21 protein-coding genes, 1 tRNA gene and 2 pseudogenes are annotated in these 23,650 nt (G+C 56.3%); 13 read left to right on the top strand and 11 right to left on the bottom strand.

The features are described from left to right. Nucleotides 1-239: 239 nt before the first annotated feature. From IFU31_RS09515 to IFU31_RS21875, 12 genes and pseudogenes are all read left to right on the top strand, one after another. Complete coding sequence (locus tag IFU31_RS09515) at nucleotides 240-1,013, top strand: ABC transporter ATP-binding protein (RefSeq protein WP_122714459.1); 774 nt, start codon at nucleotides 240-242, stop codon at nucleotides 1,011-1,013. Nucleotides 1,014-1,028: 15 nt separating this feature from the next. Continuing rightward, the gene (locus IFU31_RS09510) at nucleotides 1,029-1,778 is read left to right on the top strand and encodes an ABC transporter substrate-binding protein (protein ID WP_192102798.1); all 750 of its coding nucleotides are present in this window, start codon (nucleotides 1,029-1,031) and stop codon (nucleotides 1,776-1,778) included. Between the two features lie 56 nt (nucleotides 1,779-1,834). Then, complete coding sequence (locus tag IFU31_RS09505) at nucleotides 1,835-2,530, top strand: ABC transporter permease (RefSeq protein ID WP_122714457.1); 696 nt, start codon at nucleotides 1,835-1,837, stop codon at nucleotides 2,528-2,530. Next, nucleotides 2,527-3,216 (top strand): ABC transporter permease, encoded by a 690-nt coding sequence (locus IFU31_RS09500; protein WP_122480575.1) that lies wholly within the window; start codon nucleotides 2,527-2,529, stop codon nucleotides 3,214-3,216. The genes IFU31_RS09505 and IFU31_RS09500 overlap by 4 nt, the downstream gene beginning before the upstream one ends. Further along, complete coding sequence (locus IFU31_RS09495) at nucleotides 3,201-4,403, top strand: methyltransferase (protein ID WP_342345284.1); 1,203 nt, start codon at nucleotides 3,201-3,203, stop codon at nucleotides 4,401-4,403. The genes IFU31_RS09500 and IFU31_RS09495 overlap by 16 nt, the downstream gene beginning before the upstream one ends. 290 nt (nucleotides 4,404-4,693) lie before the next feature. Beyond that, nucleotides 4,694-4,769, top strand: a tRNA-Thr gene (locus IFU31_RS09490). A 316-nt stretch (nucleotides 4,770-5,085) separates the two neighbouring features. Continuing rightward, entirely contained in the window at nucleotides 5,086-5,553 is a 468-nt protein-coding gene (locus IFU31_RS09485) for a hypothetical protein (RefSeq protein WP_192102797.1), read from the top strand. Nucleotides 5,554-6,022: 469 nt separating this feature from the next. Further along, nucleotides 6,023-7,024, top strand: a pseudogene (locus tag IFU31_RS09480) (integrase domain-containing protein). 481 nt (nucleotides 7,025-7,505) lie between these two features. Continuing rightward, entirely contained in the window at nucleotides 7,506-8,936 is a 1,431-nt protein-coding gene (locus IFU31_RS09475) for an AAA family ATPase (RefSeq protein WP_192102796.1), read from the top strand. Next, nucleotides 8,933-9,826, top strand: a complete 894-nt coding sequence (locus IFU31_RS09470; RefSeq protein WP_192102795.1) for a DUF4435 domain-containing protein — start codon at nucleotides 8,933-8,935, stop codon at nucleotides 9,824-9,826. Before IFU31_RS09475 ends, IFU31_RS09470 begins: the two co-directional genes overlap by 4 nt. Nucleotides 9,827-10,665: 839 nt before the next feature. Further along, nucleotides 10,666-11,259 (top strand): TIR domain-containing protein, encoded by a 594-nt coding sequence (locus IFU31_RS09465; protein ID WP_244657660.1) that lies wholly within the window; start codon nucleotides 10,666-10,668, stop codon nucleotides 11,257-11,259. Nucleotides 11,260-11,507: 248 nt separating this feature from the next. Then, complete coding sequence (locus IFU31_RS21875) at nucleotides 11,508-11,732, top strand: transposase (protein WP_192102794.1); 225 nt, start codon at nucleotides 11,508-11,510, stop codon at nucleotides 11,730-11,732. Nucleotides 11,733-12,491: 759 nt separating this feature from the next. Here IFU31_RS21875 and IFU31_RS09455 read toward each other — a convergent pair. From IFU31_RS09455 to IFU31_RS09415, 9 genes are all read right to left on the bottom strand, one after another. After that, nucleotides 12,492-13,325: an RES family NAD+ phosphorylase gene (locus IFU31_RS09455; RefSeq protein ID WP_192102793.1), complete on the bottom strand. Its 834-nt coding sequence runs from the start codon at nucleotides 13,323-13,325 to the stop codon at nucleotides 12,492-12,494. A 182-nt stretch (nucleotides 13,326-13,507) separates the two neighbouring features. Next, a complete protein-coding gene (locus IFU31_RS09450) occupies nucleotides 13,508-14,419 on the bottom strand; it encodes an alpha/beta hydrolase (RefSeq protein ID WP_192102792.1) in 912 nt (303 codons plus the stop codon). 184 nt (nucleotides 14,420-14,603) lie between these two features. After that, nucleotides 14,604-17,024, bottom strand: a complete 2,421-nt coding sequence (locus IFU31_RS09445) for a TonB-dependent siderophore receptor (RefSeq protein ID WP_192102791.1) — start codon at nucleotides 17,022-17,024, stop codon at nucleotides 14,604-14,606. 109 nt (nucleotides 17,025-17,133) lie between these two features. Next, nucleotides 17,134-18,096 (bottom strand): FecR family protein, encoded by a 963-nt coding sequence (locus IFU31_RS09440; protein ID WP_122480579.1) that lies wholly within the window; start codon nucleotides 18,094-18,096, stop codon nucleotides 17,134-17,136. Beyond that, on the bottom strand, nucleotides 18,093-18,590 hold the full coding sequence (locus IFU31_RS09435; RefSeq protein WP_122480580.1) for an RNA polymerase sigma factor: 498 nt from the start codon (nucleotides 18,588-18,590) through the stop codon (nucleotides 18,093-18,095). The genes IFU31_RS09440 and IFU31_RS09435 overlap by 4 nt, the downstream gene beginning before the upstream one ends. Nucleotides 18,591-18,689: 99 nt before the next feature. Next, a complete protein-coding gene (locus tag IFU31_RS09430) occupies nucleotides 18,690-19,529 on the bottom strand; it encodes an alpha/beta hydrolase (protein ID WP_192102790.1) in 840 nt (279 codons plus the stop codon). 173 nt (nucleotides 19,530-19,702) lie between these two features. After that, nucleotides 19,703-19,990 (bottom strand): type II toxin-antitoxin system RelE family toxin, encoded by a 288-nt coding sequence (locus tag IFU31_RS09425; RefSeq protein ID WP_192102789.1) that lies wholly within the window; start codon nucleotides 19,988-19,990, stop codon nucleotides 19,703-19,705. Further along, entirely contained in the window at nucleotides 19,980-20,219 is a 240-nt protein-coding gene (locus IFU31_RS09420) for a type II toxin-antitoxin system RelB/DinJ family antitoxin (RefSeq protein WP_122795873.1), read from the bottom strand. Before IFU31_RS09420 ends, IFU31_RS09425 begins: the two co-directional genes overlap by 11 nt. A gap of 82 nt (nucleotides 20,220-20,301) precedes the next feature. Next, nucleotides 20,302-20,535 carry a DUF1127 domain-containing protein gene (locus tag IFU31_RS09415; protein ID WP_192102788.1) on the bottom strand — a complete coding sequence of 78 codons (234 nt, stop codon included), beginning with the start codon at nucleotides 20,533-20,535 and terminating at the stop codon, nucleotides 20,302-20,304. A 95-nt stretch (nucleotides 20,536-20,630) separates the two neighbouring features. Between IFU31_RS09415 and IFU31_RS09410 the strand changes: the two genes are divergently transcribed. Continuing rightward, nucleotides 20,631-21,485 carry a LysR family transcriptional regulator gene (locus IFU31_RS09410; protein WP_122714447.1) on the top strand — a complete coding sequence of 285 codons (855 nt, stop codon included), beginning with the start codon at nucleotides 20,631-20,633 and terminating at the stop codon, nucleotides 21,483-21,485. Between the two features lie 53 nt (nucleotides 21,486-21,538). Here the strand turns inward: IFU31_RS09410 and IFU31_RS21870 are convergent, their stop codons facing one another. Further along, the gene (locus IFU31_RS21870; RefSeq protein ID WP_244657432.1) at nucleotides 21,539-22,033 is read right to left on the bottom strand and encodes a methyl-accepting chemotaxis protein; all 495 of its coding nucleotides are present in this window, start codon (nucleotides 22,031-22,033) and stop codon (nucleotides 21,539-21,541) included. 372 nt (nucleotides 22,034-22,405) lie between these two features. Beyond that, a pseudogene (locus IFU31_RS21865) lies at nucleotides 22,406-23,560 on the bottom strand (FIST signal transduction protein); the annotation flags it as partial. Nucleotides 23,561-23,650: the final 90 nt, after the last annotated feature.

The following is a 23,650-nucleotide window of genomic DNA, read 5'->3' as shown; positions in this document are numbered from 1 at the left end:
CGCGTTGCCACATTCAAGCCGCATTCGCGCTTTCCTCCACTGGGCAAAACTGGCAACATCGCGCCTTTTTTATCGCGCCCTGCCCGTCCGACGTTCCTGCTGCGGTGCCTTCGCACATCACGCCAGGCAGATCGGACACAAGCTGCAAATCCAGCCTCGCCATCCGCGCTATGCTAGCTTTGCGCTTGGCTGTTCACTTCGGTGACGGCAGGCCGCACCCGCCTATATGAGGACCGCACATGGCTCAGGCCACGCCCGCTCTGGAAATCCGTAACCTGCACAAGCGCTACGGTGCACTGGACGTGCTCAAGGGCATATCGCTGGCCGCCAACGACGGCGCGGTGATTTCCATCCTCGGTTCGTCCGGCTCCGGCAAGTCGACCCTGCTGCGCTGCATCAACCTGCTGGAAAACCCTCATCAGGGTGAGATCCTCGTGGCCGGTGAAGCGCTCAAGCTCAAGGCCGCTCGCAACGGCGAGCTGATCGCCGCCGACAGCCGCCAGATCAACCGGCTGCGCAGCCAGATCGGTTTCGTCTTCCAGAATTTCAACCTGTGGCCGCACATGAGCGTGCTCGACAACATCATCGAGGCACCGCGCCGCGTGCTGGGGCAAAGCCGCGCCGAAGCGATCGAAGTGGCCGAGGCGCTGCTGGCCAAGGTGGGTATCGCCGACAAGCGCCACGCCTATCCGAACGAGCTTTCCGGCGGCCAGCAACAACGTGCAGCGATTGCCCGCACCCTGGCCATGCAGCCCAAGGTTATTCTGTTCGACGAACCGACCTCGGCGCTGGATCCGGAAATGGTCCAGGAGGTGCTCGCGGTTATTCGCAACCTGGCCGAAGAAGGCCGTACCATGCTGCTGGTGACACACGAGATGGGCTTTGCCCGGCAGGTCTCCAGCGAGGTGGTGTTTCTGCATCAAGGTCTGGTGGAAGAGCAGGGTACGCCCGAGCAAGTATTCGACAACCCCTTGTCGGCGCGCTGCAGGCAGTTCATGTCCAGCAACCGCTAACGGAGCAATAACAATATGAGCATGAAGAAAATCTTCCTGGCGGTTGCCGCCACACTGCTGGTCAACGGCGCCGCCATGGCTGCCGAAAAACTGAAAATGGGCGTGGAAGCGGCCTACCCACCGTTCAACAATAAGGACACCAGCGGCCAGGTCGTGGGCTTCGACGTCGACATCGGCAAGGCCCTGTGCGCCAAGATGGAAGTGGAATGCGAAATCGTCACCTCCGACTGGGACGGCATCATTCCCGCACTGCAGTCGCAGAAGTTCGACTTCCTCGTGTCGTCGATGTCGATCACCCCCGAGCGCTCGGAAGTGGTCGACTTCACCAACCCCTACTACAGCAACAAGCTGCAGTTCATTGCCAAGAAGGGCGATGACTTCAAGACCGACGCCGACAGCCTCAAGGGCAAAGTCATCGGCGCCCAGCGCGCGACCCTGTCCGGCACCTGGCTGGAAGACAAGTACGGCATGGATGTCGACCTCAAGCTGTACGACACCTCCGAAAACGCCTTTCTCGACCTGAGCAGCGGCCGCCTCGACGCCATCCTGGCCGACAAGTACGCCAGCTACGATTGGCTCAAGAGCGACGCCGGCAAGAATTTCGAATTCAAGGGTGACGCGGTCGAGCAAAGCGACAAGATCGGCATCGCCGTGCGCAAGGGCGATGCCCTGCGCGACAAGCTGAATGCCGCGCTGCAGGAAATCATTGCCGACGGTACCTACAAGAAGATCAACGACAAGTACTTCCCTTTCAGCATCCTCTGACAGCCCGGCGGGCGTTGGCCTACACGGCCGATGCCCGCCCCTGAACAAGCCTGCCCATGAACATCGATCTCTATGGCTTCGGCCCTGCGCTTGCCGCAGGCGCGCTGATGACCGTCAAACTGGCCCTCAGCGCGCTGTGCCTGGGGCTGCTGCTGGGCCTCGCCGGTGCCCTGGCGAAAACCTCCGGCAACCGCCCCCTGCAATGGCTCGGCGGTTTTTACTCGACGCTGGTGCGCGGCATCCCCGAACTGCTGTGGGTGTTGCTGATCTACTTCGGCACCGTCAACGGCCTGCGCAGCATCGGCCTGGCGCTGGGTGTCGGCAGCCTGGAACTCAGCCCCTTCGCCGCCGGCGTCATCGCCTTGGGCCTGTGCTTCGGCGCCTACGCCACGGAGGTGTTCCGCGGCGCCATCCTGGCCATTCCCAAAGGCCACCGCGAAGCCGGCCTGGCCCTGGGCCTGAGCACGTCGCGCATCTTCATTCGCCTGGTGCTGCCGCAGATGTGGCGCATCGCCCTGCCAGGGCTGGGTAATCTGTTTCTGATTCTGATGAAGGACACCGCACTGGTGTCCGTCATCAGCCTGGAAGAGATCATGCGCAACGCGCAGAACGCCGTCACCGTCAGCAAACAACCGTTCACCTTCTATATGGTTGCCGCCCTGATGTACCTGAGCCTCACCGTGGTCGCCATGGTTGCCCTGCACTTCATGGAGAAACGCGCCTCGCGCGGCTTCGCGAGGGCTTCGCAATGAACTGGGAAGTGATCATCAAGTGGCTGCCGCGCCTGATGCAAGGCGCCACCCTGACTCTGGAGCTGGTGGCCATCGCGGTACTCGCCGGGCTTATCCTGGCCATCCCGCTGGGCATCGCACGCACTTCGAAGAAGTGGTACATCAGCGGCCTGCCGTATGCCTACATCTTCTTCTTTCGCGGCACCCCGCTGCTGGTGCAGCTGTTTCTGGTGTACTACGGGCTGGCGCAGTTCGACGCGGTGCGCGAGAGCAGCCTGTGGCCGTACCTGCGCAGCCCGTTCTGGTGCGCCGCCGGGACCATGACCCTGCACACCGCCGCCTATATCGCAGAAATCCTGCGCGGGGCGCTGCAAGCCATACCCAAGGGCGAAATCGAAGCCGCTCGAGCCCTCGGCATGTCCCGCAGCAAAGCCCTGCTGCACATCATGCTGCCACGCGCCGCACGCATCGGCCTGCCGGCCTACAGCAATGAAGTGATCCTGATGCTCAAGGCCAGCTCGCTGGCCAGCACCGTCACCCTGCTGGAACTCACCGGCATGGCCCGCACGATCATCGCCCGCACCTACCTGCCGGTGGAAATCTTCTTCGCCGCTGGCATGTTCTACCTGGCCATGTCGTTCGTGCTGGTACAGGGCTTCAAACTGCTCGAGCGCTGGCTGCGCGTGGACGCGTGCCAAGGCCGCTGACCCTGCAAGGCGACCAGCTGCGTGAGCGCTTTCACGTACTGGACGCCTTCCTGGCTGCCCACGTCGACCTGTGGCGGCCCAAGCCCTTCACCCAATTGACCTTACCTTGGGAAGCGAAACATCCCGAGCTCGCCGCTTGGCTGCGCGCCCGCACTCTGGCCGAGGCCGAGGCTGTGCATAACTCGTTGCTGGAACTGGACGCCCCGGCGCCCTTTCCCGCTTTAGCCCAGCAGGCTCATGCGCTGGCCGTGGTAGGTCCGCTGCCGACCAGTTTTTTGCCCACTGCGCGCCATCGGCTGAACGTCGACGTGCCCGGCCGCAAATGGCAACAGATCGAAGCCTTCGCCGCCGCCCTGCCCTTCGCCAACTCCACCAGCCACTGGCTGGACTGGTGCGCCGGCAAAGGCCACCTCGGCCGCCGACTGCTGCGCGACGGCCAGCAACTCACCTGCCTGGAACACGACCCGGCCCTGGTGGCCAGCGGCGCCCAGCTCAGCACCCATCACGCCTTGCCCGCACAGCACCACCTGCAAGACGTCATGGCCGACGATCTGCGCCTGCCAGCCTCCAGCACACCCGTCGCCCTGCATGCCTGCGGCGACCTGCACGTCCAGCTCATGCACCGCGCCACCCAGGCAGGCTGCCAACACCTGGCCTTCGCACCCTGCTGCTACAACCGCACCCACGGCGCCTATCGCCAACTGTGCGCCGAACCCTCCGCCCTCTCCCTGACCCTCGACGACCTCGGCCTGCCCCTCGAAGCCACCGTCACCGCAGGCGCCCGCGTGCGCCGCCAACGCGACCACTCCATGGCCCGCCGCCTGGCCTTCGACCTGCTGCAGCGCGAACAACGCGGCATCGACCACTACCTGCCCTGCCCCTCCCTGCCCGCCGCCTGGCTGGACAAACCCTTTGCCGATTACTGCCACGACCTTGCAGCGCTGCAGAGCGTGACTATCCGGCATGTCGTGGACTTCGTCGAGCTTGAAGCACTCGGCTGGCAACGACTTGCCCAAGTCCGCAACCTGGAACTGCTACGCGGCCTGTTTCGCAAGCCCTTGGAACTGTGGCTGGTGCTCGACCGCGCCCTGTACCTGCAAGAGCGCCAGTACACCGCACAGGTCGGCACCTTCTGCCCGGAAACCCTGACCCCACGCAATCTGATGATCATCGCCGAACGCCTCTAAAGCGTGCGTAACCTGTGGATAACTCTGTGGGTAGAAATGTTGGGCGGTGCGCTGGGTCGGCGTTTGAACGCCAGACTGATGATCAGTCATTTTTCGTTCATGTCCGATTCGTCAGCGAAAACAGTAGCTTGCGAACGATGTCATCAAACCGACCTAAACGCCGGTCGGTTGTCGAGGTTGGCACGCCAAATGTGCATAAGCACTGAAGGGTTAAGAGCTAAAGGCGAAGAAATTATGCCGCAGGGGGGTTTACTCGGCCGATCGAATGGCTATAATCAGCGCCCTCACTTGCCGGTATAGCTCAGATGGTAGAGCAACTGACTTGTAATCAGTAGGTCCCGGGTTCGATTCCTGGTGCCGGCACCATAGTTTGACGAGAAAGGCTCACCGCAAGGTGGGCCTTTTTTGTTTGTGGTTTTGGTCGGGGGCCCGCTCATGCGCACAACCCCTGTAGGAGCGGCCAGTGGCCGCGAAGGCGTCGGCTCAGTCACCACATATCTCTCACCTAACCACCCGCTCCGCCCATAGCTTTTCGACCCCGCAGATCTAAATATCCATATCGCCACTCTCTCTGTGACATCCGGCTGCAACGGAATCAACATCAATAGCTGCCAGCTTTTGATCCCTCGGGGCTATAACCCATACTGAGCATCCAAACCATTTGCAGACCCGATCTCTCAGCATGAAGCATTCCACCATCAGCCAATCCGCTTTTGCATTCTCCGACGCCCTACGAAAGCGCGCCCCCGACGACTTCGCCTTCGAGCTACTCACGACCTTCCCCACAGCCTGCTGTAAATACGCCAGCCTCCTGCTGGCCTGGTTTCTTGTCGAGGAGCAGCCGGGTATTCAGGTCGAGTTGGTGACTGGGGAATTAGTGACTGAGCGCCAGAGCCGACATGTTTGGTTGAGCATCGACGGACTGAATGTTGACATTACCACTGACCAATTCGATGTACGTCTTCCATGTGTACTGATCACCTCCCTTGGGGAGTGGCATGCAAGATATGACATAGTCCATCGGGAAATTTTCGATAAGAACTTTTACCTCGCTTACGAGGAAGTAGGACAGCTGCAGCTTATCGCTGACAATCAGTTCCTATCACAGCAAGCTCGGGCATCTCTAGATATCTTCGACCCAAAGAGTTGAGGATCAATAAGCGGCCTATAAGCCGTTTGTCTACCCTCGGTTAAGCTGGACGCTCCCGACTGATAAAACTCATTCGCGGGGCTTTGCCGCAATTATATTCATGACAATCGGCGGAACAACTACCGAAATCACCCGCAACAGCGATGCATATGATGGTGCCGCAGACTATGGGTCGACTGCACCTAGCTGACAGCCAGGCAAGCCCTAGTCACCGCATATCTGCATTTATCCAACTCATGATCTTGGGCGCTGGTTCCGTCACCCAATGCAGCCTCCTGAGCACCTGTAACAATGGTGTGGAAGCCCGATCGTGAGACGCCCATACTTCCGGTCGTAAGGAGCAGCAACTCCCGCGATAGTGAACATCCCCCACAGCCCGCAGGGCCTTGATCCATGATGACACACCACATTCTTGGCGGGATGAAGTGGAGAGGAGTTTCAACGTTTTGACTGCGAGAGGAATTTGATCATGGGACTGGTAGGTAAACGCGATGGGCACAATTTTAGCTATGGCCGCCAACTAAGTCATGCCAGGCCACAGGCACTACGTGACCTGTTTGGCGGCGGGTATTACGGGATGGTTAAAGGACACAGTGATCGTTGGCTGGTGTTTGTACGCTGGTGTTGGTCGGAGGATGGCCCGGGCAATAATTACGCACGGCAAATTGATCGGCATACCTTGCGGGATTGCGCGGAGCATCTGCGTCACCTTGTTAAGCGCAGCGCTCTCGCTCTCGCCATCGCCATCGCCATCGCCATCGCCATCGCGCAAAAACGCTTGTTTAGGGTCAACCGGACCATGACATCGCTTTGCGGTGATCAGTATTTGAAAGTATCGAGTCCGAGCTAACCGCTAAGAATGCGGCGCACCAGTGTTCGTCGTTCAGTGCCGCAAGGCCGAGACCGCGAACATGTGAAGAGGGTCGTAGCGGTGCTTTGCACACACCAGAAGCCGCGTCCCGCGGCCATTGCTCAATTAGCGCGAGCTACCAGCATATGCTTACGTGAGGCCACTTTGGCCGAAGTTCCGCCCTTAAATCGTGAAGCCGAACTAGACGGCAAGATCAACATGCGGGATGGCACTAACGAGGGTTCAGGCGCCTCAGCACCTCGCTGGATCAGAGCGGTTGATCATATTCACGAGGCGCTGAGATTCGCCAAAAAGGTCTCACCTGAAAGTAGTTGTAACCTACTTGCACCGAACTAGACCCACCTCGATTTCCGAAGGAAAATCGTGAGCCCTGGACAGGACATCTTCTATCAGTAATACCCCAAAGGCTACCACGAATTGTGGGTAGCCTATACGTGCGAACGCTTTGTGCAAGTCACCCACCATTCCGATCCCATAAACGGTGACCATTGCTATCAACTCGACCAACGTCTCGATCAGGGAGCCCGAGTAAAAATCAGCTATGAACTGCGGCACAACCGTACCGTCGTGGTGGCCGATTACGTTGATGGTCGCGCATGAGCACGTCATTAGATATAGATCTATTCCCGACGGGCGTCCTGACCAAGTTGCATACTTCGCTCCAACAACACCTGCGTAAGGCGAAAGTCATCCAAACGGCGATCGCTGAACGCTGGCAATGCGATAATCCATGGGCTTGGCAGAGAAAACGCCTTGCGTGGTTTTTGAATCACTCCTAAACCAGCATATTCAAAAGGCCAGCTATTACTATTTGCTGACCATGTAATTGCTGACTGATCCGTTAGGAAAATTGTGGCAGTTCGACCTCTGAACGAAGGTCCGAGAACGGCCAGAAACAGCCGGTGAGATCTAGTGACATTAGGACAAAGCAGTCTCACGGCGTCCATGAGAGCAGATTTGATGGATTCGTACGCCATAAGCTAATTTACCCTCGACAGTTCAGGAAACGTCTGATAGCGTTTTGCCTTCTGGCCGAGATAGCCTTTCTCAAGTATTCGGCCTTTAGCGCATGGAGAGCCGAATGCCTAAGTTGGAAGATGTTATCAGCACTAAACCAATTATAAAACTTTTTGAGATTTCTGGGCTTAACGGTTTTAAGACGTTGTCGCTTAATACGCCAACATGCGTGAGAATTGTTGTTGCGGAAAACGGGACCGGTAAAACGACTCTTCTCAACACTCTGTACATGATCCTGTCACGTCGGCTTGCAAAGCTATACAACCTACACTTCGATAGAATCACAATTCAATTTGACGGGTTTGAAAAGTTTATAGTTTCAAAAAACGAGCTATTTCCTTCAGATGCCAAACCACAAAGCGCAGCTGCGTTTTCTGAGCTTACGGATTATGGTGTTACTGAATCCGAACTATATGAATTTTTTACCGAGGTCGGGCCGATATTCGATGTACGGAAAGTTCGCTCACACCAGATTTATCATACTGTTTACAATGAGTGCCCCTATGATGTTACTGAGACCATTCGACTGTTTCGCAGAGCAATGCCATCATTGGAAAGAACCCAGGTATACAGCGGGTTCTTAAATTACATAAATAAGGGCATGGGCGACTTAGAGGTTTTATATCTACCAACTTTTAGACGAATAGAAGTTGAAAATACAAACTTTGATAAGCGCCAGCCGAGACATCGTGAGGCATGGGAGCGAGCGCCGCAAAGTGATTCAGATGAAACACTTATGTGGTTCGGCATGAGCGACGTTGAAGCACAATTAGAAAATATAAAGGCAACGATTCAATCAGAGACTTTTACCGCTTATTCTCATTTGAGCGTAAGGTCACTTGAAGATCTATTGTCACCGGAAACAAAAAAACCTGAGCCGATCCCTTCGGACAATAAAATATTGGGTAATCAATTAAGATTAGTGCTAGCCCGCCTCGGTCAGGCAGAGGGGCAAGCGGGCGCAAAGATTTTAGATTTAATCGACTCTAGTGAAATTAATCTGGATCACTACGACAACCTGCGCTCTTACCTCTTTCAGATGCTTGAAATTTACACGTCGACTCAAAAAGACGAGCAGTCTATTGAAGGGTTTGTAAAGGTTATCAACAAGTATTGGAATGCATCAGCTTTTGAGTCAAGTTCGCAAGCTGAAAAGACGTTTGTATTTGACAAAATGTCTCTTGATATTGATATCAGAACACCTTACAGCTCCGACCCTATTAAACTTTCACAATTATCTTCTGGGGAAAAGCAAATAGTTTCTATATTTGCTAAATTGCATTTGCAGAAAGACAAAAAGTTTATTGTGTTAATAGACGAGCCCGAACTTTCGCTTTCCATGGCTTGGCAGAAACTTTTCCTGCCGGACCTACTAGAAGCGCCATGCTGCGAACAGCTAATTGCCATTACACATTCCCCGTTCATTTTCGAAAATGCACTAGATCAATATGCTCAACCCCTTTTCGTTTCCTACAAAAGGAGTGAGAAAAAATGAACCTTGAAAAAATGCGTGAATCTCGCAATACTTCTCAAGTCGCTTTAATCACTTATACGACTGTACGAGGCAAGAACCCCGAAAAGCTAATTTGTGTATTCGAGGGTTATGAAGACCTCCCATACTACGAAACTGTTTTCAACAGAGTTGGCAATTCTAGAGAGTTCATCCCTATCATTGCAAGGGGAAAGGATCAAGTGTTGGCGCTTCGCCAGGCACTTCTAAGCAACCACTTCCTAGATAATAGAGTCAGGTTTTTCATTGATCATGATTTTGACGGACTGAAAGGTCACTCCTCAGGCCAAGACATATATGTAACTGAAGGTTATTCTATAGAAAATCATTTGGCAGACGCAGGAATTCTGTCATCACTGTTAAATTCAGAATTTAAGTGCTGCGTGGATGAAGATGAAAACTCCGTAAAAAGAGTTAGTGCTTTGTATGATGATTTTCTTAAAGTTTTTTTTGAAATCATGCGCCCTGTAAACCAAGCAATTTTTTACGCGCGAACCCACGATGTTAAACTGAGAAATATCGAGGATCGAATTGGAAAATATTTTCTATTCACTCTGGATAGTATAGCTGATAAAAACTCAGACTATTTTAGTCTGATCGGATGGCCTACAGATATAGCTAGGGACATAAGCTCTGTAGAAGAAGTCTTTTCTAAGATGGATCCGCAAATGCATTGGCGAGGAAAATTCATCTTCGAGCTATTTGTGAAGTTTCTACATCACCTTAAGAATGATCGTACTTCAGACTCACCTAAGTTTTTTTCAAAAAAAGCAGGCGTAAATTTTGACCCCAACGGTGAAATAATTCGCTCACTTGCATCTTTGTCAACTATCCCACCATCACTGTCAGCATTTGTGGCGGAATTTCAATACTGAGCGGGTTTCCCAAAAATCCGTAGTCACATGTGAATGCCAACTCTGGTCGGTTTTAGCCCTTCGCTGCAGGCAGCAATCGGCTGATAGCGGACAGCCGACGCCCGAGTAGAAATGGTCGTAGGCAGGTTCTATGCCGCCGGCGACCTGCAACCACGGGGCACTGCTGCATTCCGCGTCTGTACTTCCCACTACGCACTTGTGCATTCCTACCAGTGCGCCCTATTGGTAGTGCGAGGCAGATGGCATCCAATCAAGAAAACGCCGCCCGATCAACTAAGAAAGGAAAGGTCCCTTACAAGTCCATCGAGAACGCCTTACGAAATAGTTGGCCGAGACGCTTCCCAGTCCTGAGGCTGCAAATTCCCGCCCGGTTGACAGCACTACCTTTTTTGCCGCGAGACGGCGATAGCTATAGCTTTACCCTGACAGCCACTCACATTCTTGCCTGCTAGATTATAACGCTTTTTAATAATTTATGGATATGAAGGGATTAATCCGATGGCACGAGCTAAATCTTCAACCACTACACTCGCTCCCAAGGTGCAACTATCACCTCAGGGCATAGAACGGGGTATTGCGCGGCTGCAAGAACGTATCACCGAGCTAGCAATTTTTGACGCTTAACAACTCGATTACAATGGAGACTCTCCGAAGCTAGCGGTCATTTCAACTTCAATCGAAGTCACGTTAGTGTGATGCTTTGGTGAAAATACATCGGCGTATTATCGTTTTTCATCTGCGGCACAGGCGTATTTTTCCCTTGGGTATTATTCGACTGATTACCCGCTAAGGCACCGTTACATACAAGGTACAGAAAAAATATTCTGCAGTCCATACATATGCTTCAGGAGGCGCAGCGCACGCTGAGAGAGGACCTGGCTGATCATAATTATGCGGCTATTATGGTGAGTCCGGATATTTCTGATAACGGTCAGAAAGTGCTATCTCGTAAGGTTTTTATCGTGCACGGGCACGACGAAGGTGCGACACAAATGATAGCTCGTTTCCTCGAACGGCTTGATTTCCAATCCATTATTTTACATGAGCAAGCCAACCGAGGCCGCACAGTTATAGAGAAGGTCGAGGCACATGGAGACGTCAGTTTTGCAGTGGTTCTGCTTACTCCCTATGACGAAGGCTGTGCCAAAGGTGGTACGCCAGAGCCGAGGACCCGACAGAACGTCCTACTAGAATTGGGCTATTTCCTGGGCCGATTTGGGCGCGACAAAGTTCGTGCGCTTAAGCGCGGCACCGTGGAGATACCAAGTGATTTCGCTGGTGTGGTCTGGGAGTCCATGGATAGCACTGGCTGGAAACAGGCGTTGGGCCGTGAATTAAAAGCTGCCGGTCATGAGGCGACCACCCTTTATCGACTGTATAAGTGTTTCATCCGCTTCTGCCGCAGTGCTAGGCCGCTGCTGGCCATAGTATAAGGGCGCTTAGTGTTCGCCCACCGGCAAAATGCGACCTATTGCGGCAAAGATTTGTACTAATTTTTGCGCTTAGTAGATCTCGGGAATCATACTAAACCCGCGGCCCCCTATCGCTCAATGCGGGTGTCCGAGTTGGACATTTCTAGTCAGCACCAAAGGCGGCTTAGGTCTCTAACCGAGTGGCGTATAGTGGCCTAATAAAAAGGGACTTCCATTAGGCGAAAGTACTCGCCATAGATTGCTTTCTGGTGACCAACCAACACCGTATCTGTACTCCTGAGTTCACACACGAAGCTGTCAGTCTGGCGCTTGATCAGGGCTCTAGCCACTTCGAAGCAGCCCGGTCGCTTGGGTTGGTTGAGTCCGCCTCGTGCCGCTCGGTGAACCAGCTTCAGCAGGAATGCGGCGGTATCACCCCGACCAGTAGAGCGCTGACGCCCGAGCAGCAAAAAATCCAGGAACTGGACGCCTGAAGCAGCCGTCTGAAATGGGAAAAGTCCATTTTAAAAAAGGGCACAATGCTCTTGATGACCGAAGAACACTAGCGTTCGCGTTAATCGATCAACTGCGGCATCAAAGGCCTGTTGATCGGTTGTGCTCGGTATTTGAAGATCAGCCGATCTTGTTACCCCTGCCGCAAGCATTGATTTCCGGATGCAGAGCCAGTAGTTATGCGCAGCCGGGTGAACGAGCTATTTACTCAGAGTGCGAGCGCTGCGGGCAGTCGAAACATTATGTTGATGACGGAAGGGGACGACCTGCAAAGCGGGTGATTCAAAGCACATAAATTGATGTGCGAGATGAACTTGCTCAACAGACAGCCAAGCTCCCATTCCTACAAAAAGGCGACTGTGATGCGATCTGATATCCCGAACGCGCTTGATCGAGGGTTAAGCGTAATGTCCCCCGACAAGTTTTGGTGCGGTGTCATCACGTATGTTTAAGCCGAAGGTCGATGGCAGATCTTTATATGCGCTAGGTTGTGGGCTGGGCGTTCTCAGTCAAGCCTCCTACCAATTTTGTGATCAAGGCGTTGGACACGGCCTATGAGCAGCGCGGCTGCGCCGAAATATGCTGTCTGACAGCGATCAGGGTAGCCAATACAGCAGTCGGAGTTTCAGCCAGTTGGTGACTAGGGAATCAGTGATTGAGTGTCAGAGCCACCATGTTTGGCTGAGCATCAACAGACAGAATGTTGATATTCCCTCCGGAAAAATAACTTTGCTTTAATTTCAAATCTTAGAAGTCGTAATTTCCGGGAAGATTTTGTTCTGCTCGTGCGAACCAATAGAATGGTAAAGCGCGCTCCCACTTTTAGAATCAAATTCAACCACCAACTTAACGCAAAGTGAGCCGCTACTATTTTTGCTAGGCTCGCATATCATAGCCCCAATCAACTCCAAGTTAACCTTTGATTTATTCGGAAGAAATGCTACATTAAATTTTAGTGGTGATTGAACTGATCGATAGCACCAAGCATCTTGCTCAGGATAGTTGAAATACGTGTCTGCTATTGCACGCGTTATAGAATAACGCGCCTCCTGACCCTTTGATACAAGTCGCGAGAACTCTTCATCTAAGAATGAATAAAACATCCTAGTGCTATCATCTTTTGATAGCGAAGATTCCTCGTAATTGCCGAGCACTGCAACTTTAATTCGCCGAACAGCCTTATAAACCATCACAGCGACATACTTGCTATTTCGCGCTCTCGCTTCGTCAATTGCCAGCTCAAAATCATTTGGACAACAATATAGAATACTCTGACCAACGTTATTTAGTCTTCCTTGCACACGCACGCAATCTAAAGGCGGCTCCCATGCATCCCTGACATCTCGGAGTGTTTTTAGTGGGATGACTGTATCGTCTAATGGAATTGACCGCGCACGATAAAATCGAGTTCCTTTTTCATAAAATCTAGCTTCCGTACCAAATGAAAAAACGTCTCCGAAAATTGAAGATATGGATCTTACTATTTCCGATTCCCCAATACCAGCTTCCACATCGGTTCGAAAAACTCTTATTCGTTCTTTTATATCTCTATCATCAACATTTGAGAAAAACATCCGCAACCCTCACCATCTGTTTATTTAAACATTGCTGGTTAGTTTAAATCATGCCCCCAAATCTTTGGAGATCACCATTCAATCAACCATATCACCAGATAACAACAAATGAGAAGTTGCGAATTGATAACCCTCTCTCATTTCTTGATCATGACTTAGAGACTTACTGACATATCGCCACTTTACCCACCCACCCCCCCCAACCACGCCTCATACCTCCCCGGCCACTCCCCACTCGCCGTCCCCCTCCTCCCCAACCCAAACCCATGCCCACCTGTCGCATACCGATGCATCTCCACAGCCACCCCACGCTGCTCACAAGCCGCAGCCATGATCAGCGTATTGTGCGGATCAACCACCGAGTCGTCCTCCGCCTGCACCAAAAACTCAGGGGGTGTGCTGCCAGTTACACGGTTCTGCACAGACCACTCAGCCTCTTCTTGCGCCGACGCATCTGGCCCGACCAATACCTTGTGAGTCGAGGTATACGTATAAGGCCGCTCCAACGTAATCGGTGGATAGATCAACGCCGCCCCCTCAGCGACGGCGGGTATCGAATCGATGCTGTCCTGCGCGGTATACGTCTGAGAATCGCCAAGCGTTGCGGTCATGCCCATCAGATGCCCACCCGCTGAGAAGCCCAGCAGGGTCACATGCTTTTCCCGGCTGCGAACGATGCGCAACGCCCGTTGTGCATCTTGCAGCGCGACGATGTTGCCGGCGTTCCAGCCTTCACTCGGCAAGCGGTAGGCGAGCACATAGGCGGTATACCCGCGCTCGTTCAGCCACTGCGCCAAGGGCCATCCCTCGATGCCCAGTTCGATTCGTTTATAGCCCCCGCCGGCAGCGACGATCACGGCTTTTCCATTGGGTGTGGCGGGCTTGAAGATCTGCAGGTAAGGGCGGGTGACGTTGCTCAGAGAGCCATGGGATGTGAGCGAGTTGTCTCCCGACGGTCCGCCTCCGCCTGGCGGTACGCCGCTCCACAGCTCGACTGTTTCACTGTTGGCCGGTGGATCTTTGGCCTGAGCGGCGGCCAGTTTCAACATCAGCATTGCCGTGCCGGCGCCCAGGATGAAATTGCGGCGATTCATGAAAGCTCACTCAGTCGGTGGACGAGAATTTCTTACGCACCCTAGTATCTTGTTGGGTGCTTCAGGAAAGCTACCTCACTTTCGACCGACCGCACTGAGCTCCGCATATTTTTCAAGCATTCATGATCGACGACTCACTATCAGCTCACGCTAACCTGTGCCCATCCGGCCGGAACAAGCCCTCTCAGTACTTCCACGTCACCGAAGCCGTCAAATTGCGCGGCGCGCCGTAGTTGGTCGACCCTGACGACTGATACAGCGACAGCAAGTACTTGCGATCGGTGACGTTGTTGAGGTTCAGCGAGGTGCTCCAGTTGTCGTCGATGTCGTAGCTGGCCATCAAGTCCACCAGCGCGTAAGCCTCTTGGCGCACGTTGCTGTTGGTGTCGACCTCGGTTGCACTCTGCCATTGGAAACGGGTGCCCACCTTGACGCTGGGCATCTCGGGCAGGCGGTAGGTCAGGCTGCCGCGCAGGGTGTGGGTGGGGATGTACTTGCGGGTGTCGTCGCCGTTGTCGTCTTCGATCTGCACGAAGGTGTAACCACCCGCGATGTCCAGGCCGGGTAGTGCTTCGCCCGACGCGCCCAGTTCGAAGCCATGGCTTTTGACGTTGGTGCCGCGGTACAGGTACTGGCCACCGACGATTTCGCCGGTCAGCTCGGCGACGTTTTGCTGATCGGTTTTGAACGCGGCAGCGGTGAGGGTGAGTCGCTCATCGAGCACGAGGCCTTTGACACCCACTTCCAGGCTTTTGCCTTCGAGGGGAAGGATCAAGCCGCCGCTGGTGCTGCGCAGGTATTGCGGCTTGAAGATTTTCGTCCAGCTGGTGTACAGGCTCCACTGTGGGGTGAGGTCGTAGACCAGGCCGGTGTACGGGGTCACTTTGCCGTGCACCCGTGTGTCGTGGGGCGATCCGTAGCCGGCGCCATCGCCGTCGGCGCTGAGCATGCGTGCGCCGGCGATCCAGTGCAGGTCATCGATGACGCTGAAGCGCGCGCCGGCGAACAGGCTCTTTTGTCGGTCGGTGAACAGCTGGGTATTGAGGTCGTCGGTGTAGTTCAGCGGCGGTTGCACGACATTGCCGGACAGCGCGTCGGCCAGGCTCACCATTTGGTTGCCGGATGCATCTTTGTAATGCCCGACCTCGTCGTGGTGGGTGCGGCCGTAGTTGGCGCCCAGGGTCAGTTCATGTTCCCTGCCGAACAGCGCGAAGGGGCCGGACAGTTTCGCTTCGGCGGTAACTTGCTCTTCCTTGCTGGTGGTACGGTTGATGTAGCCGTACACCTGGTCCGCGGTGGCCGGGATGGCGTAGAACATCTTGGTGTCGGAATCCTGCTTCATTCCGGCCAGGGTCAGGGTGCTGGTCCAGCCATTGTCGAACGCGTGGGTCAGCTCGGCGAAGGCGCGCTGGGTGTGCACGTCCCAGTAAGTCCAGGGCTGGCCGACACTGGAGCTGCGGCTGCTGTAGTGAATGCGGTTGCCCTGGTAGTCGGCGATGGGCAAGGCGCCCCAGGTGCTGCCATTGGAGTAGCTGTTCTGCTGGGTGAAGCCTACGGTGAGGGTGTCGGCATCGGACAGGTCGAAAGCCAGCAGACCTGCCGCGACGTTGACCTCATGGCCGTACTGATCGAGGTAGGAGTTGCCTTTGTCATGGGAGGTGATGAAGCGTCCGCGAACGTTTCCGCTTTGGCTGAGTGGACCCGACACGTCAAAGCTCAAGCGGCGGTTGTCCCACGAGCCCACGCTGCTGTCGACCCGCGCCTGGAACGTGTCCGTGGGGCGTTTGCGCACCAGGTTGACCGTGGCAGACGGGTCGCCCGTGCCGCTCATCAAGCCGTTGGCGCCGTGCAGCACGTCGACCTGCTCGAACTCGGTCATGTCCTGATCGCCGACCAATACGCCGCCGGAGAACGGCAGGCTCATGCCGTCGAACTCGAAGTTCTCGATTTTGAAACCACGCGAAGTAAAGGCGGTGCGATCGGTTTCGAACTGTTCCACGGTCACCGACGGTGCGTTGCGCAGTGCATCTTTCACGCTATTGAGCTGGAAGTCGTCCATCTGCTCGCGCGTAATCACGGTGATCGCTTGCGGGGTTTCCTTGTCGCTCAGGCCCAGGCGAGTGGTGCTGGACACCGGGTTTGCCCGGTAACCGCGGGTTGGGCTGACGTCGCCGGAGGTTTGATACTGGATCTGCGTGGGCGCCAGCAGGATTTCGCTGCTGGCCTGCGTGTTCTGCACCGGGACCAGGTAAACGGTCATGGCATCGGTTCGGGCGAAGGTGTAGCCACTGCCCTGCAGCATTTTCGCCAGTGCCTCTTCCGACGAGTAGCGGCCTTGTACGGCAGTGCTGCGCAGGGCGCTGTCCAGGTTGCCGTCCAGCAGGACGTTCTGGCCGGACTGCTGGCTGAACTGCAGCAAGGCCTGACGCAGGGGTTGCGCGGAGATATTGAGTGACAGCCGCTCTACGGACGTCGCCGCCGAATGGACCTGCGCGCCATGAGCCTGAAGTGCGCCGACGAGCAGTGTGCACGCCAATGCGGTGCCCAGCGCGTTGCGCTGCCAGCGGCTGTCGATGCTGGATTCATGGTTGAGTTGCCTTGCCATTGCGGTCGTACCCCAGGAAGTGCGCGAAAATGCGAATACCAATCAGTCAGGCTAAGACGCATGAGCGCAGGCATTTCCCTGAGGGTGCGTAAAAGATTTTTCTGTGGGATCAGGCGGGATAGATCAAGGTGATCAAGTCGGTGTAACGATCCACACGCACCGCCAGGGCTTTGGTGATGGCGTCGAGCATCTGCTCGGGCTTGTTCAGATTGAGGATCAAACTGACCCGGCGGCTGGCAAGTTGCTTGTCCATGATGAAGATTCTGCCTTCGCGCCAGCGTTGCAACTCATCGATGACCGTAAATAACGGCTTGTCGAAGAACACCAATCGTCCGCTGCGCCAGGCGAGTACCTGGGCCAGTTCGGCATGCTGGATGGGGCCGGTCCGGTCACTGCTGAAACGCAGCGACAGGCCCTCTGCCAAATCGATCTGCTGGTTGGCCGTTACCACACGGACCGTCTTGCGGCTTACCGTCAGCAGCGTCGATGCGTCATCGCATGACAGACAGAACTCGCCCTCGGCGGCCATCACCTGTCCGGATCGGCTGTTGACCGTGAACTCACCGGCGGCTGCGGGCAGCACAGTGAAGTAAGCCTCGCCGTGAAGCAGTTCCACGGCACGCCGGGTTGGTGAAAAATCCACATTCAGTGCGGTATGGCCGGCAAGGTCGACGGTGGACCCATCGGGCAAGCTGACCGTCCGCCGCTCGCCCACGGCGCTGCGAACATCGGCGAACGGCAAGCCCATATCGTTGAGCCACAGCATGGAGGCGCATGCGCTGACGGCCACGGCACTGGCGGCGATGCCCATGCCGACGAAACGCCGTCGAGACAGGTGCGCAGCGGCCGGTGCCGCGTTGAGCGAATGCAACTGCGCGGACGCGGCCCACAGGTGCTCGAGCTGGGCATAGGCCTCGGCATGTCGGGGGTCGGCATCCAGCCACGCGGCCAACTCCGCCTGCTCGGCCGCAGTGGGCGACCCACCCTGCATCAACGCAAACCAGGCGCTGGCTCGATGGCTTATGTCGTCGACGTGCGCCTCAGGGAACGCTGGCGGTGGTTTGGCGCTCATTCGGACATACCGATCTTGAGCAGATCCAGGGCGCGCACCATGCGGCTGTACGCGGTCTTGGCAGGAATACCCAGGCGCTGGCCTATTTCCACATAGGTCAGGCCTTCCACGCGCACCATCAGGAACACCTCGCGACAGGGCGCGGGCATGTTCTGGATCACGACGTTCAACGTATTCAGTTGTTGATGGGCAATTGCCGCTTGTTCAAGCGTTGGCGTGGACGGCTCGAAGCTTGAGGTCGTCTGTGGATCGAGGGCCTCGCCTTTGCGATGCTCCTGGCGCCGGGTGTGATCAATGAACAGATTGCGGGCGCTGGAGAACAGATACGCACGGAAATTTGCAATCGGCGTTCGGCCCATCTGTTCGGAGAGGCGAATGAACGTGTCCTGAGTCAGATCGGCGGCGGTCTCTTTGCAACGCAAACGACGGTCCAGGTAATCCTGAATTTCGCTGCGGTGGGCGAGGTACAGCGCCTTGAGATCTGGGCCGGACATGAAGGAACCTTGAAAGGCGGAGTGGCAAGGGCAGGAAAATATCACAAAGAGAATCATTTGCGCTTGCGAAGGCGTTGTTGCCTGCGCTTTCCTGCCTGCTCAATAGCGCCTTGCGCCAATCAACTCACCCAGCACCTGGTTGGGGATGTGAAAGGGTATGGAGGCGTGGTCCTCGCCAGGTTCAACCACAAAGCCGGTGCGCAGCCCGGTACCGGACAACTGCTGCAGGCGTGAGTACAACGCCTTGGCATCCTGGATGCCCTGAACCGAATCGCGCTCGGCCATCACGATGCTCAGGCTGGTCTGCGTCATGTCGAGTTGCCCGGCGCGGACGCGTTCGGTGAAGGCGCGTTCAGGCGCCAGCAGAAACTGGTCACGCCACCACAGGCTGGGGCTGACCGCAACAACGTGTTGAAACAGAGTGGGCCGAGTGAACATCGCGTACACGCCCAGCATGCCGCCGAACGAGTGCCCGACCAGGCTGCGCTGGTCTTCGTCGACTTTGAAATGCTCGGACACCTTGGGCATCAGGCGCGTCTGGATAAAATCGAGAAACAGATCCTGACCGCCTTGTGGAGGTGTGTTGCGATCGGCGGGCGCAGGTGGGGTCAGGTCGAACGCGCGCCTGGCAAAGTCCAGGGGCGTGTCACTCGGATAACCGATGGCTACCAGGATGGATCCGCGCAATTTAGCCTGGGCACGCTTGGCGGCATGAAACGCCGGGAAATAGGCATTGCCATCCAACAGATAAATCACTGGATAACCGCCGGTGTAGGGCACGTCACCCTCGGGAAGGCTGATCATGATGCGGTATTCCAGCCCGCCTTCGCTTTGCATGGTCCATTGCTCGGTACCGTCCAGCGTGACCGGCTGCGCATGAGCGGCCATCGCCGCGCCAAGAAGCCAGGCGGTGAACACTGCAATTATTTTACGAATCATGATTTCAGACGGTCCTCGTTGGCCAGGCCCGCAAGCGGATGTCGTCGACGTCAAAGAAGCCGACCGGCACACCTGCGCGGTGGAGAATGCTCTCGCATGCCCATAAGACGGATGACGGCGTCGTTTGTCTTGCTCTGGCGGTAGCAAAGCGGATTACCCCGTTTCCGGCTCGGCTAGCTCAGCCGCTCAGCCGCCTTGCGATATACGGCCTCCCGCTCTCGCTTATCAACGGCCACGACAAACACTACTACTTCCTGGTCGATAACTTGGTAAACCAGGCGGTACCCGCTGCTGCGCAGTTTGATTTTGTAGCAGTCGGGCAAGCCATGTAGACGGTTGGCTTCATTGCGCGGATTAAGCAGAATCGCGACCAGTTTCTTCTTGAGTTGCTGGCGTACGGTGTCCCCCAACTTGTGCCATTCCTTTAGCGCCCGAGCGTCGAACTCGAGGCTATAGGTCATTTAGCGAAACCTTGACTCGCTGAGGATTCGCCAGCCGTTCCCGCACCTTTTCGAGCAAAGCTTCATCATCCTCGGTCACCAAGACGGATTTGAAGGGCAGCTGACCTCGCTCCGCCACGTACTGCAGGGTTTGGCGCATTAGCTCAGATGGAGTGACGCCGAGTTTTTCCAGCTCGTGGTAAGCGCGCGCTTTCAGATCGTCGTCGATACGTATGTTGATGGATGCCATGGGACGTTCTCCTGTAATGACATTGGTCATTACATTGAAGCAAAAACTGCGTTTGAGCAACCCACGACCGATGGGTATTGCATCACTTGCAGAACGGATCGTCCCAGAACGGGCGCTCGATCTCTTTATAGATATCCGCCCGGCTCAGGCCCAGGTCCTTGAGCCCGGCGTCACTCATCTGCTCCAATTGATGCCGTTGCCGAGCTAGTTCATACCAGCGCGTGATGCGCTTCCAGAGATTGGCGAGAGGCCCCAACGACTCACTTTGGGTGCAGCGGCTGTTCGAAGCACAGGCATTCACGGTTCGACCTTTCATCTGCTCATCCTCGTGGTTGATGGCCTGATTCTCGGTTCAGGCCTAACATCAATCCAACGAATGTTTTGAATGTCGTGCATCTCGGAGATTGATCAATGTCCCACTACCAGAGCATCGACTCGGAAGTGCTCCGTACCTTCGTGGCCATTGCCGACGAAGGCGGTTTCACCAAGGCGGGCGAGCGGGTGAACCGTACGCAGTCGGCAGTGAGCATGCAGATGAAGCGGCTCGAGGAGGACGTGCTGTGTCGGCAGTTGTTCGAACGTGATGGCCGGCAGGTGAAGCTGACGGCTGAAGGGCAGATTCTGCTGGGTTACGCGCGCCGCATTCTCAAATTGCACAGCGAAGTGTTCACCACCCTGCGCGAGCCGCACATGGTCGGCACCGTGCGCATCGGCACTCCGGACGACTACGCCATGCGCTTTCTGCCGGGGATCTTGTCCGGCTTCGCCCAGGCGTTTCCGCTGGTGCAGGTGGAGGTCCATTGCGAGAGCTCCCGGCAATTGATGCAACGCAAGGATTTGGATCTGACGATCGTTACCCGTGAGCCCGGGCGCGAAGTCGGCCAGCTGCTGCGTCAGGAACGCTTCGTGTGGGCCGAAGCCGAGGGCTTTTTTCTCCATGAACAAACGCCCGTGCCACTGGCGATGTTCAATACCGACTGTTTTTGCCGGATATGGGCGTGCAATGCCTTGGACGCCGCGCAGAAGCCGTACCGGATCGCCTACTCCAGCCCCAGCCTCGCGGCGATAATGGCCGCGGTCGGCGTTGGCCTGGCGGTCACCGCACAGTTGCAGAGCCTGATCACGCCGGGGCTGCGGATCATCGGCGAAGCCGAGGGCATGCCCTTGTTGCCATTGGCGAGCATCATGCTGCTGCGCAACCCAGATACCCGGTCGCCGATGATCGATGCGTTGGCCGAGCATATCGTCGAGGGGTTCAGGCTTTGAGTACCGGACCAGACTCGACGTCATGACCAATCCCCAACCTGCGCAAGGCTCCCCTACCCCCGCGTCAACCCGGTCAAGGTATCCGCAATGCCCTTCGTGCGCCTCGCCGTGCCTTCCGTGGCCTGGCTCGATGCCTCCAGGGTATCCAGCATCTCCCTCAGCGCGCCCACCCCTGTGGACTGATCTTCGATCTGCTGAGCCACCCGCTGAATCTCGCTCGACAGCAGGTCGACATCCACGCCGATATCCGCCGCATTCTTGCGGGTGATCTCCGCCAACTTGCGCACCTCGTCGGCCACTACTGCAAACCCTCTGCCCAGTTCGCCAGCGCGGGCTGCTTCGATAGCAGCGTTCAGCGCAAGCAAATTGGTCTGCCCGGCAATCTGCTGGATCACCTGCACGATGGACTGAATCTGCAGGCTCGAACTGGCCAGCGCACGTGCGCCCACGACCGCTTCGTCCGCCTGCCGGGCAAGGTCTTCGACGGTGCTGCCGGCCTGGCTGGACACGGTGTTCTGCCGGTCGATGGTGGCCGCCAGGTCGTCCATGGAAAGGTGCAGTTCGCCGGAGTAATGCTTGATCTGGGTGGCCATCTGCTCCTGTTGCTCGCCCGCGTCGGCGAGCACTTGGCCCAGGGCCGCGAGGCCTTTGAAAACGGGAAGGATGCCGTTGTCCAGGCCGCGGGTGTCGAGGGCGCTGGTGAAGTCGTTGCGTTTGAAGGCTTCGATCTGTTTGACCACTACGTGATTCAAGCCAACCATTTTCTTCAGTTGGCGACGCAGGAAGAACGCTTTGAATTCGCCGTAGTGCGCGATGAAGCGGTCCACGTATTCGTCGGTGAACGAGGCGCCTTTGGCGACGTGGAAGAAGAAGATCGCGGTCAGGGTCTGGTTAAGGTTCAGGCCGAGGATTTCGCCGAAGGTCGAGAAGCCCACCACCGGCACATCGCCAAAGAGCCCGCGCATGCTGCCCAGGTCATTGGCGTTGTTGAGCCTGCGCAAGATGCAGTCGTTGAGAATGGCGGCGACCGGTTGGCCGCCCTTGCCTTGCAGGAACTGTCGGTAGTCTTTTTCCGTGGCCTGACGCAACGGCGTACGCTTGACCATGACCAGCTCTTCGCCCGGTGCGACGTCGCAGAACAGTTGGATGATCTGCTGGGCGTGGTCGATGCGGGCAATGGAGCGCACGAACAATTCACTGCCGACACGGATGGCGAACGAGTACTCGGCCAGGTTCTTTTCCAGGGAATGGCTGTCGCATTTGAAGGCGTTGCACAGGGCCTGCACCATGCTCATGATGTTGCCGTTGCTGTCGATCACCTGGTCGATGGTGCGGTCTTCGACGGAGGCGGTGAGCACGCTGAACGTCAGCCCGACCGGTTCGAAGTTCTGACTTTTGAACACACCGAACCGGATATCCGGAGCCGTCTTCAGGAAAACGATCTGGGCGTGGTTCTGGTAGCTGCGTTTGCCATCGTGGATCAGGGTTTTCTGGAAGTCCGATTTGCCGCCGGCGGAACCGCCGACGAACAGGCATGGGAAACGACCGGACTCGTAGAGCGCCTCCATGAAGAACGATTCGGACGCCGACAGCCCGTCGAACACCACATAGGCCAGAGTGTCGCGGTGGTCGATGGGCGTGCTGACCTGCACGCGCTTGATGTTGTTGACCAGCTTTTCGATGCGCTCGCGCATCTCCATGCGTTTGCCGCCCTTGCGGATGTCTTCGCACTCCAGCGGCACCATGACCACTTCCGCCGAGGCAATCACGCTGCGCTCGAAGCATTGCAGGACGATACGGTCCCAATGCTCGCCTGCGGCGCAGTACAGGCCATCGGCGCTGTTGCACAGCTCACCCGAGGTTGTGCACAGGCTGATGGTGCCATTGGGAAAGCGCTGCATGACGCTGGCCGCAACCTTGTCGATGTCCAGGTGGGGCGAGACGAAACCTGTCACCAGCACGGGATCCGCGCGCAAACCGGCCAGGGCACGGTCCAGCTCACCGGCCGTGCAACTCAGGCTCACGGCGCCCTGGCTGTTTGCGCGGGCGTTGTTGAAGCGTTTGAAAAGGTTCATCACTGGGCTCGCTAGAAGAGGGCACAGCCCACGCGGGGCGTGGGCTTGCATTGGTTCTGCTATCGGCCTTGGGAAGGGGGACTTGAAGTA

The organism is Pseudomonas sp. CFBP 13602 (assembly GCF_014842725.1).
Taxonomy (GTDB): domain Bacteria; phylum Pseudomonadota; class Gammaproteobacteria; order Pseudomonadales; family Pseudomonadaceae; genus Aquipseudomonas; species Aquipseudomonas baltica.
This window is presented reverse-complemented; position numbering and strand designations above follow the sequence as displayed.

Bases quoted from the DNA above. Each gene is read 5' to 3' on its own strand.
- IFU31_RS09515 (WP_122714459.1), top strand. From the start codon at position 240: ATGGCTCAGGCCACGCCCGCTCTGGAAATCCGTAACCTGCACAAGCGC.
- IFU31_RS09510 (WP_192102798.1), top strand. From the start codon at position 1,029: ATGAGCATGAAGAAAATCTTCCTGGCGGTTGCCGCCACACTGCTGGTC.
- IFU31_RS09505 (WP_122714457.1), top strand. From the start codon at position 1,835: ATGAACATCGATCTCTATGGCTTCGGCCCTGCGCTTGCCGCAGGCGCG.
- IFU31_RS09500 (WP_122480575.1), top strand. From the start codon at position 2,527: ATGAACTGGGAAGTGATCATCAAGTGGCTGCCGCGCCTGATGCAAGGC.
- IFU31_RS09485 (WP_192102797.1), top strand. From the start codon at position 5,086: ATGAAGCATTCCACCATCAGCCAATCCGCTTTTGCATTCTCCGACGCC.
- IFU31_RS09475 (WP_192102796.1), top strand. From the start codon at position 7,506: ATGCCTAAGTTGGAAGATGTTATCAGCACTAAACCAATTATAAAACTT.
- IFU31_RS09470 (WP_192102795.1), top strand. From the start codon at position 8,933: ATGAACCTTGAAAAAATGCGTGAATCTCGCAATACTTCTCAAGTCGCT.
- IFU31_RS09465 (WP_244657660.1), top strand. From the start codon at position 10,666: ATGCTTCAGGAGGCGCAGCGCACGCTGAGAGAGGACCTGGCTGATCAT.
- IFU31_RS09455 (WP_192102793.1), bottom strand. From the start codon at position 13,325: ATGTTTTTCTCAAATGTTGATGATAGAGATATAAAAGAACGAATAAGA.
- IFU31_RS09450 (WP_192102792.1), bottom strand. From the start codon at position 14,419: ATGAATCGCCGCAATTTCATCCTGGGCGCCGGCACGGCAATGCTGATG.
- IFU31_RS09445 (WP_192102791.1), bottom strand. From the start codon at position 17,024: ATGGCAAGGCAACTCAACCATGAATCCAGCATCGACAGCCGCTGGCAG.
- IFU31_RS09440 (WP_122480579.1), bottom strand. From the start codon at position 18,096: ATGAGCGCCAAACCACCGCCAGCGTTCCCTGAGGCGCACGTCGACGAC.
- IFU31_RS09435 (WP_122480580.1), bottom strand. From the start codon at position 18,590: ATGTCCGGCCCAGATCTCAAGGCGCTGTACCTCGCCCACCGCAGCGAA.
- IFU31_RS09430 (WP_192102790.1), bottom strand. From the start codon at position 19,529: ATGATTCGTAAAATAATTGCAGTGTTCACCGCCTGGCTTCTTGGCGCG.
- IFU31_RS09425 (WP_192102789.1), bottom strand. From the start codon at position 19,990: ATGACCTATAGCCTCGAGTTCGACGCTCGGGCGCTAAAGGAATGGCAC.
- IFU31_RS09420 (WP_122795873.1), bottom strand. From the start codon at position 20,219: ATGGCATCCATCAACATACGTATCGACGACGATCTGAAAGCGCGCGCT.
- IFU31_RS09415 (WP_192102788.1), bottom strand. From the start codon at position 20,535: ATGAAAGGTCGAACCGTGAATGCCTGTGCTTCGAACAGCCGCTGCACC.
- IFU31_RS09410 (WP_122714447.1), top strand. From the start codon at position 20,631: ATGTCCCACTACCAGAGCATCGACTCGGAAGTGCTCCGTACCTTCGTG.
- IFU31_RS21870 (WP_244657432.1), bottom strand. From the start codon at position 22,033: ATGGACGACCTGGCGGCCACCATCGACCGGCAGAACACCGTGTCCAGC.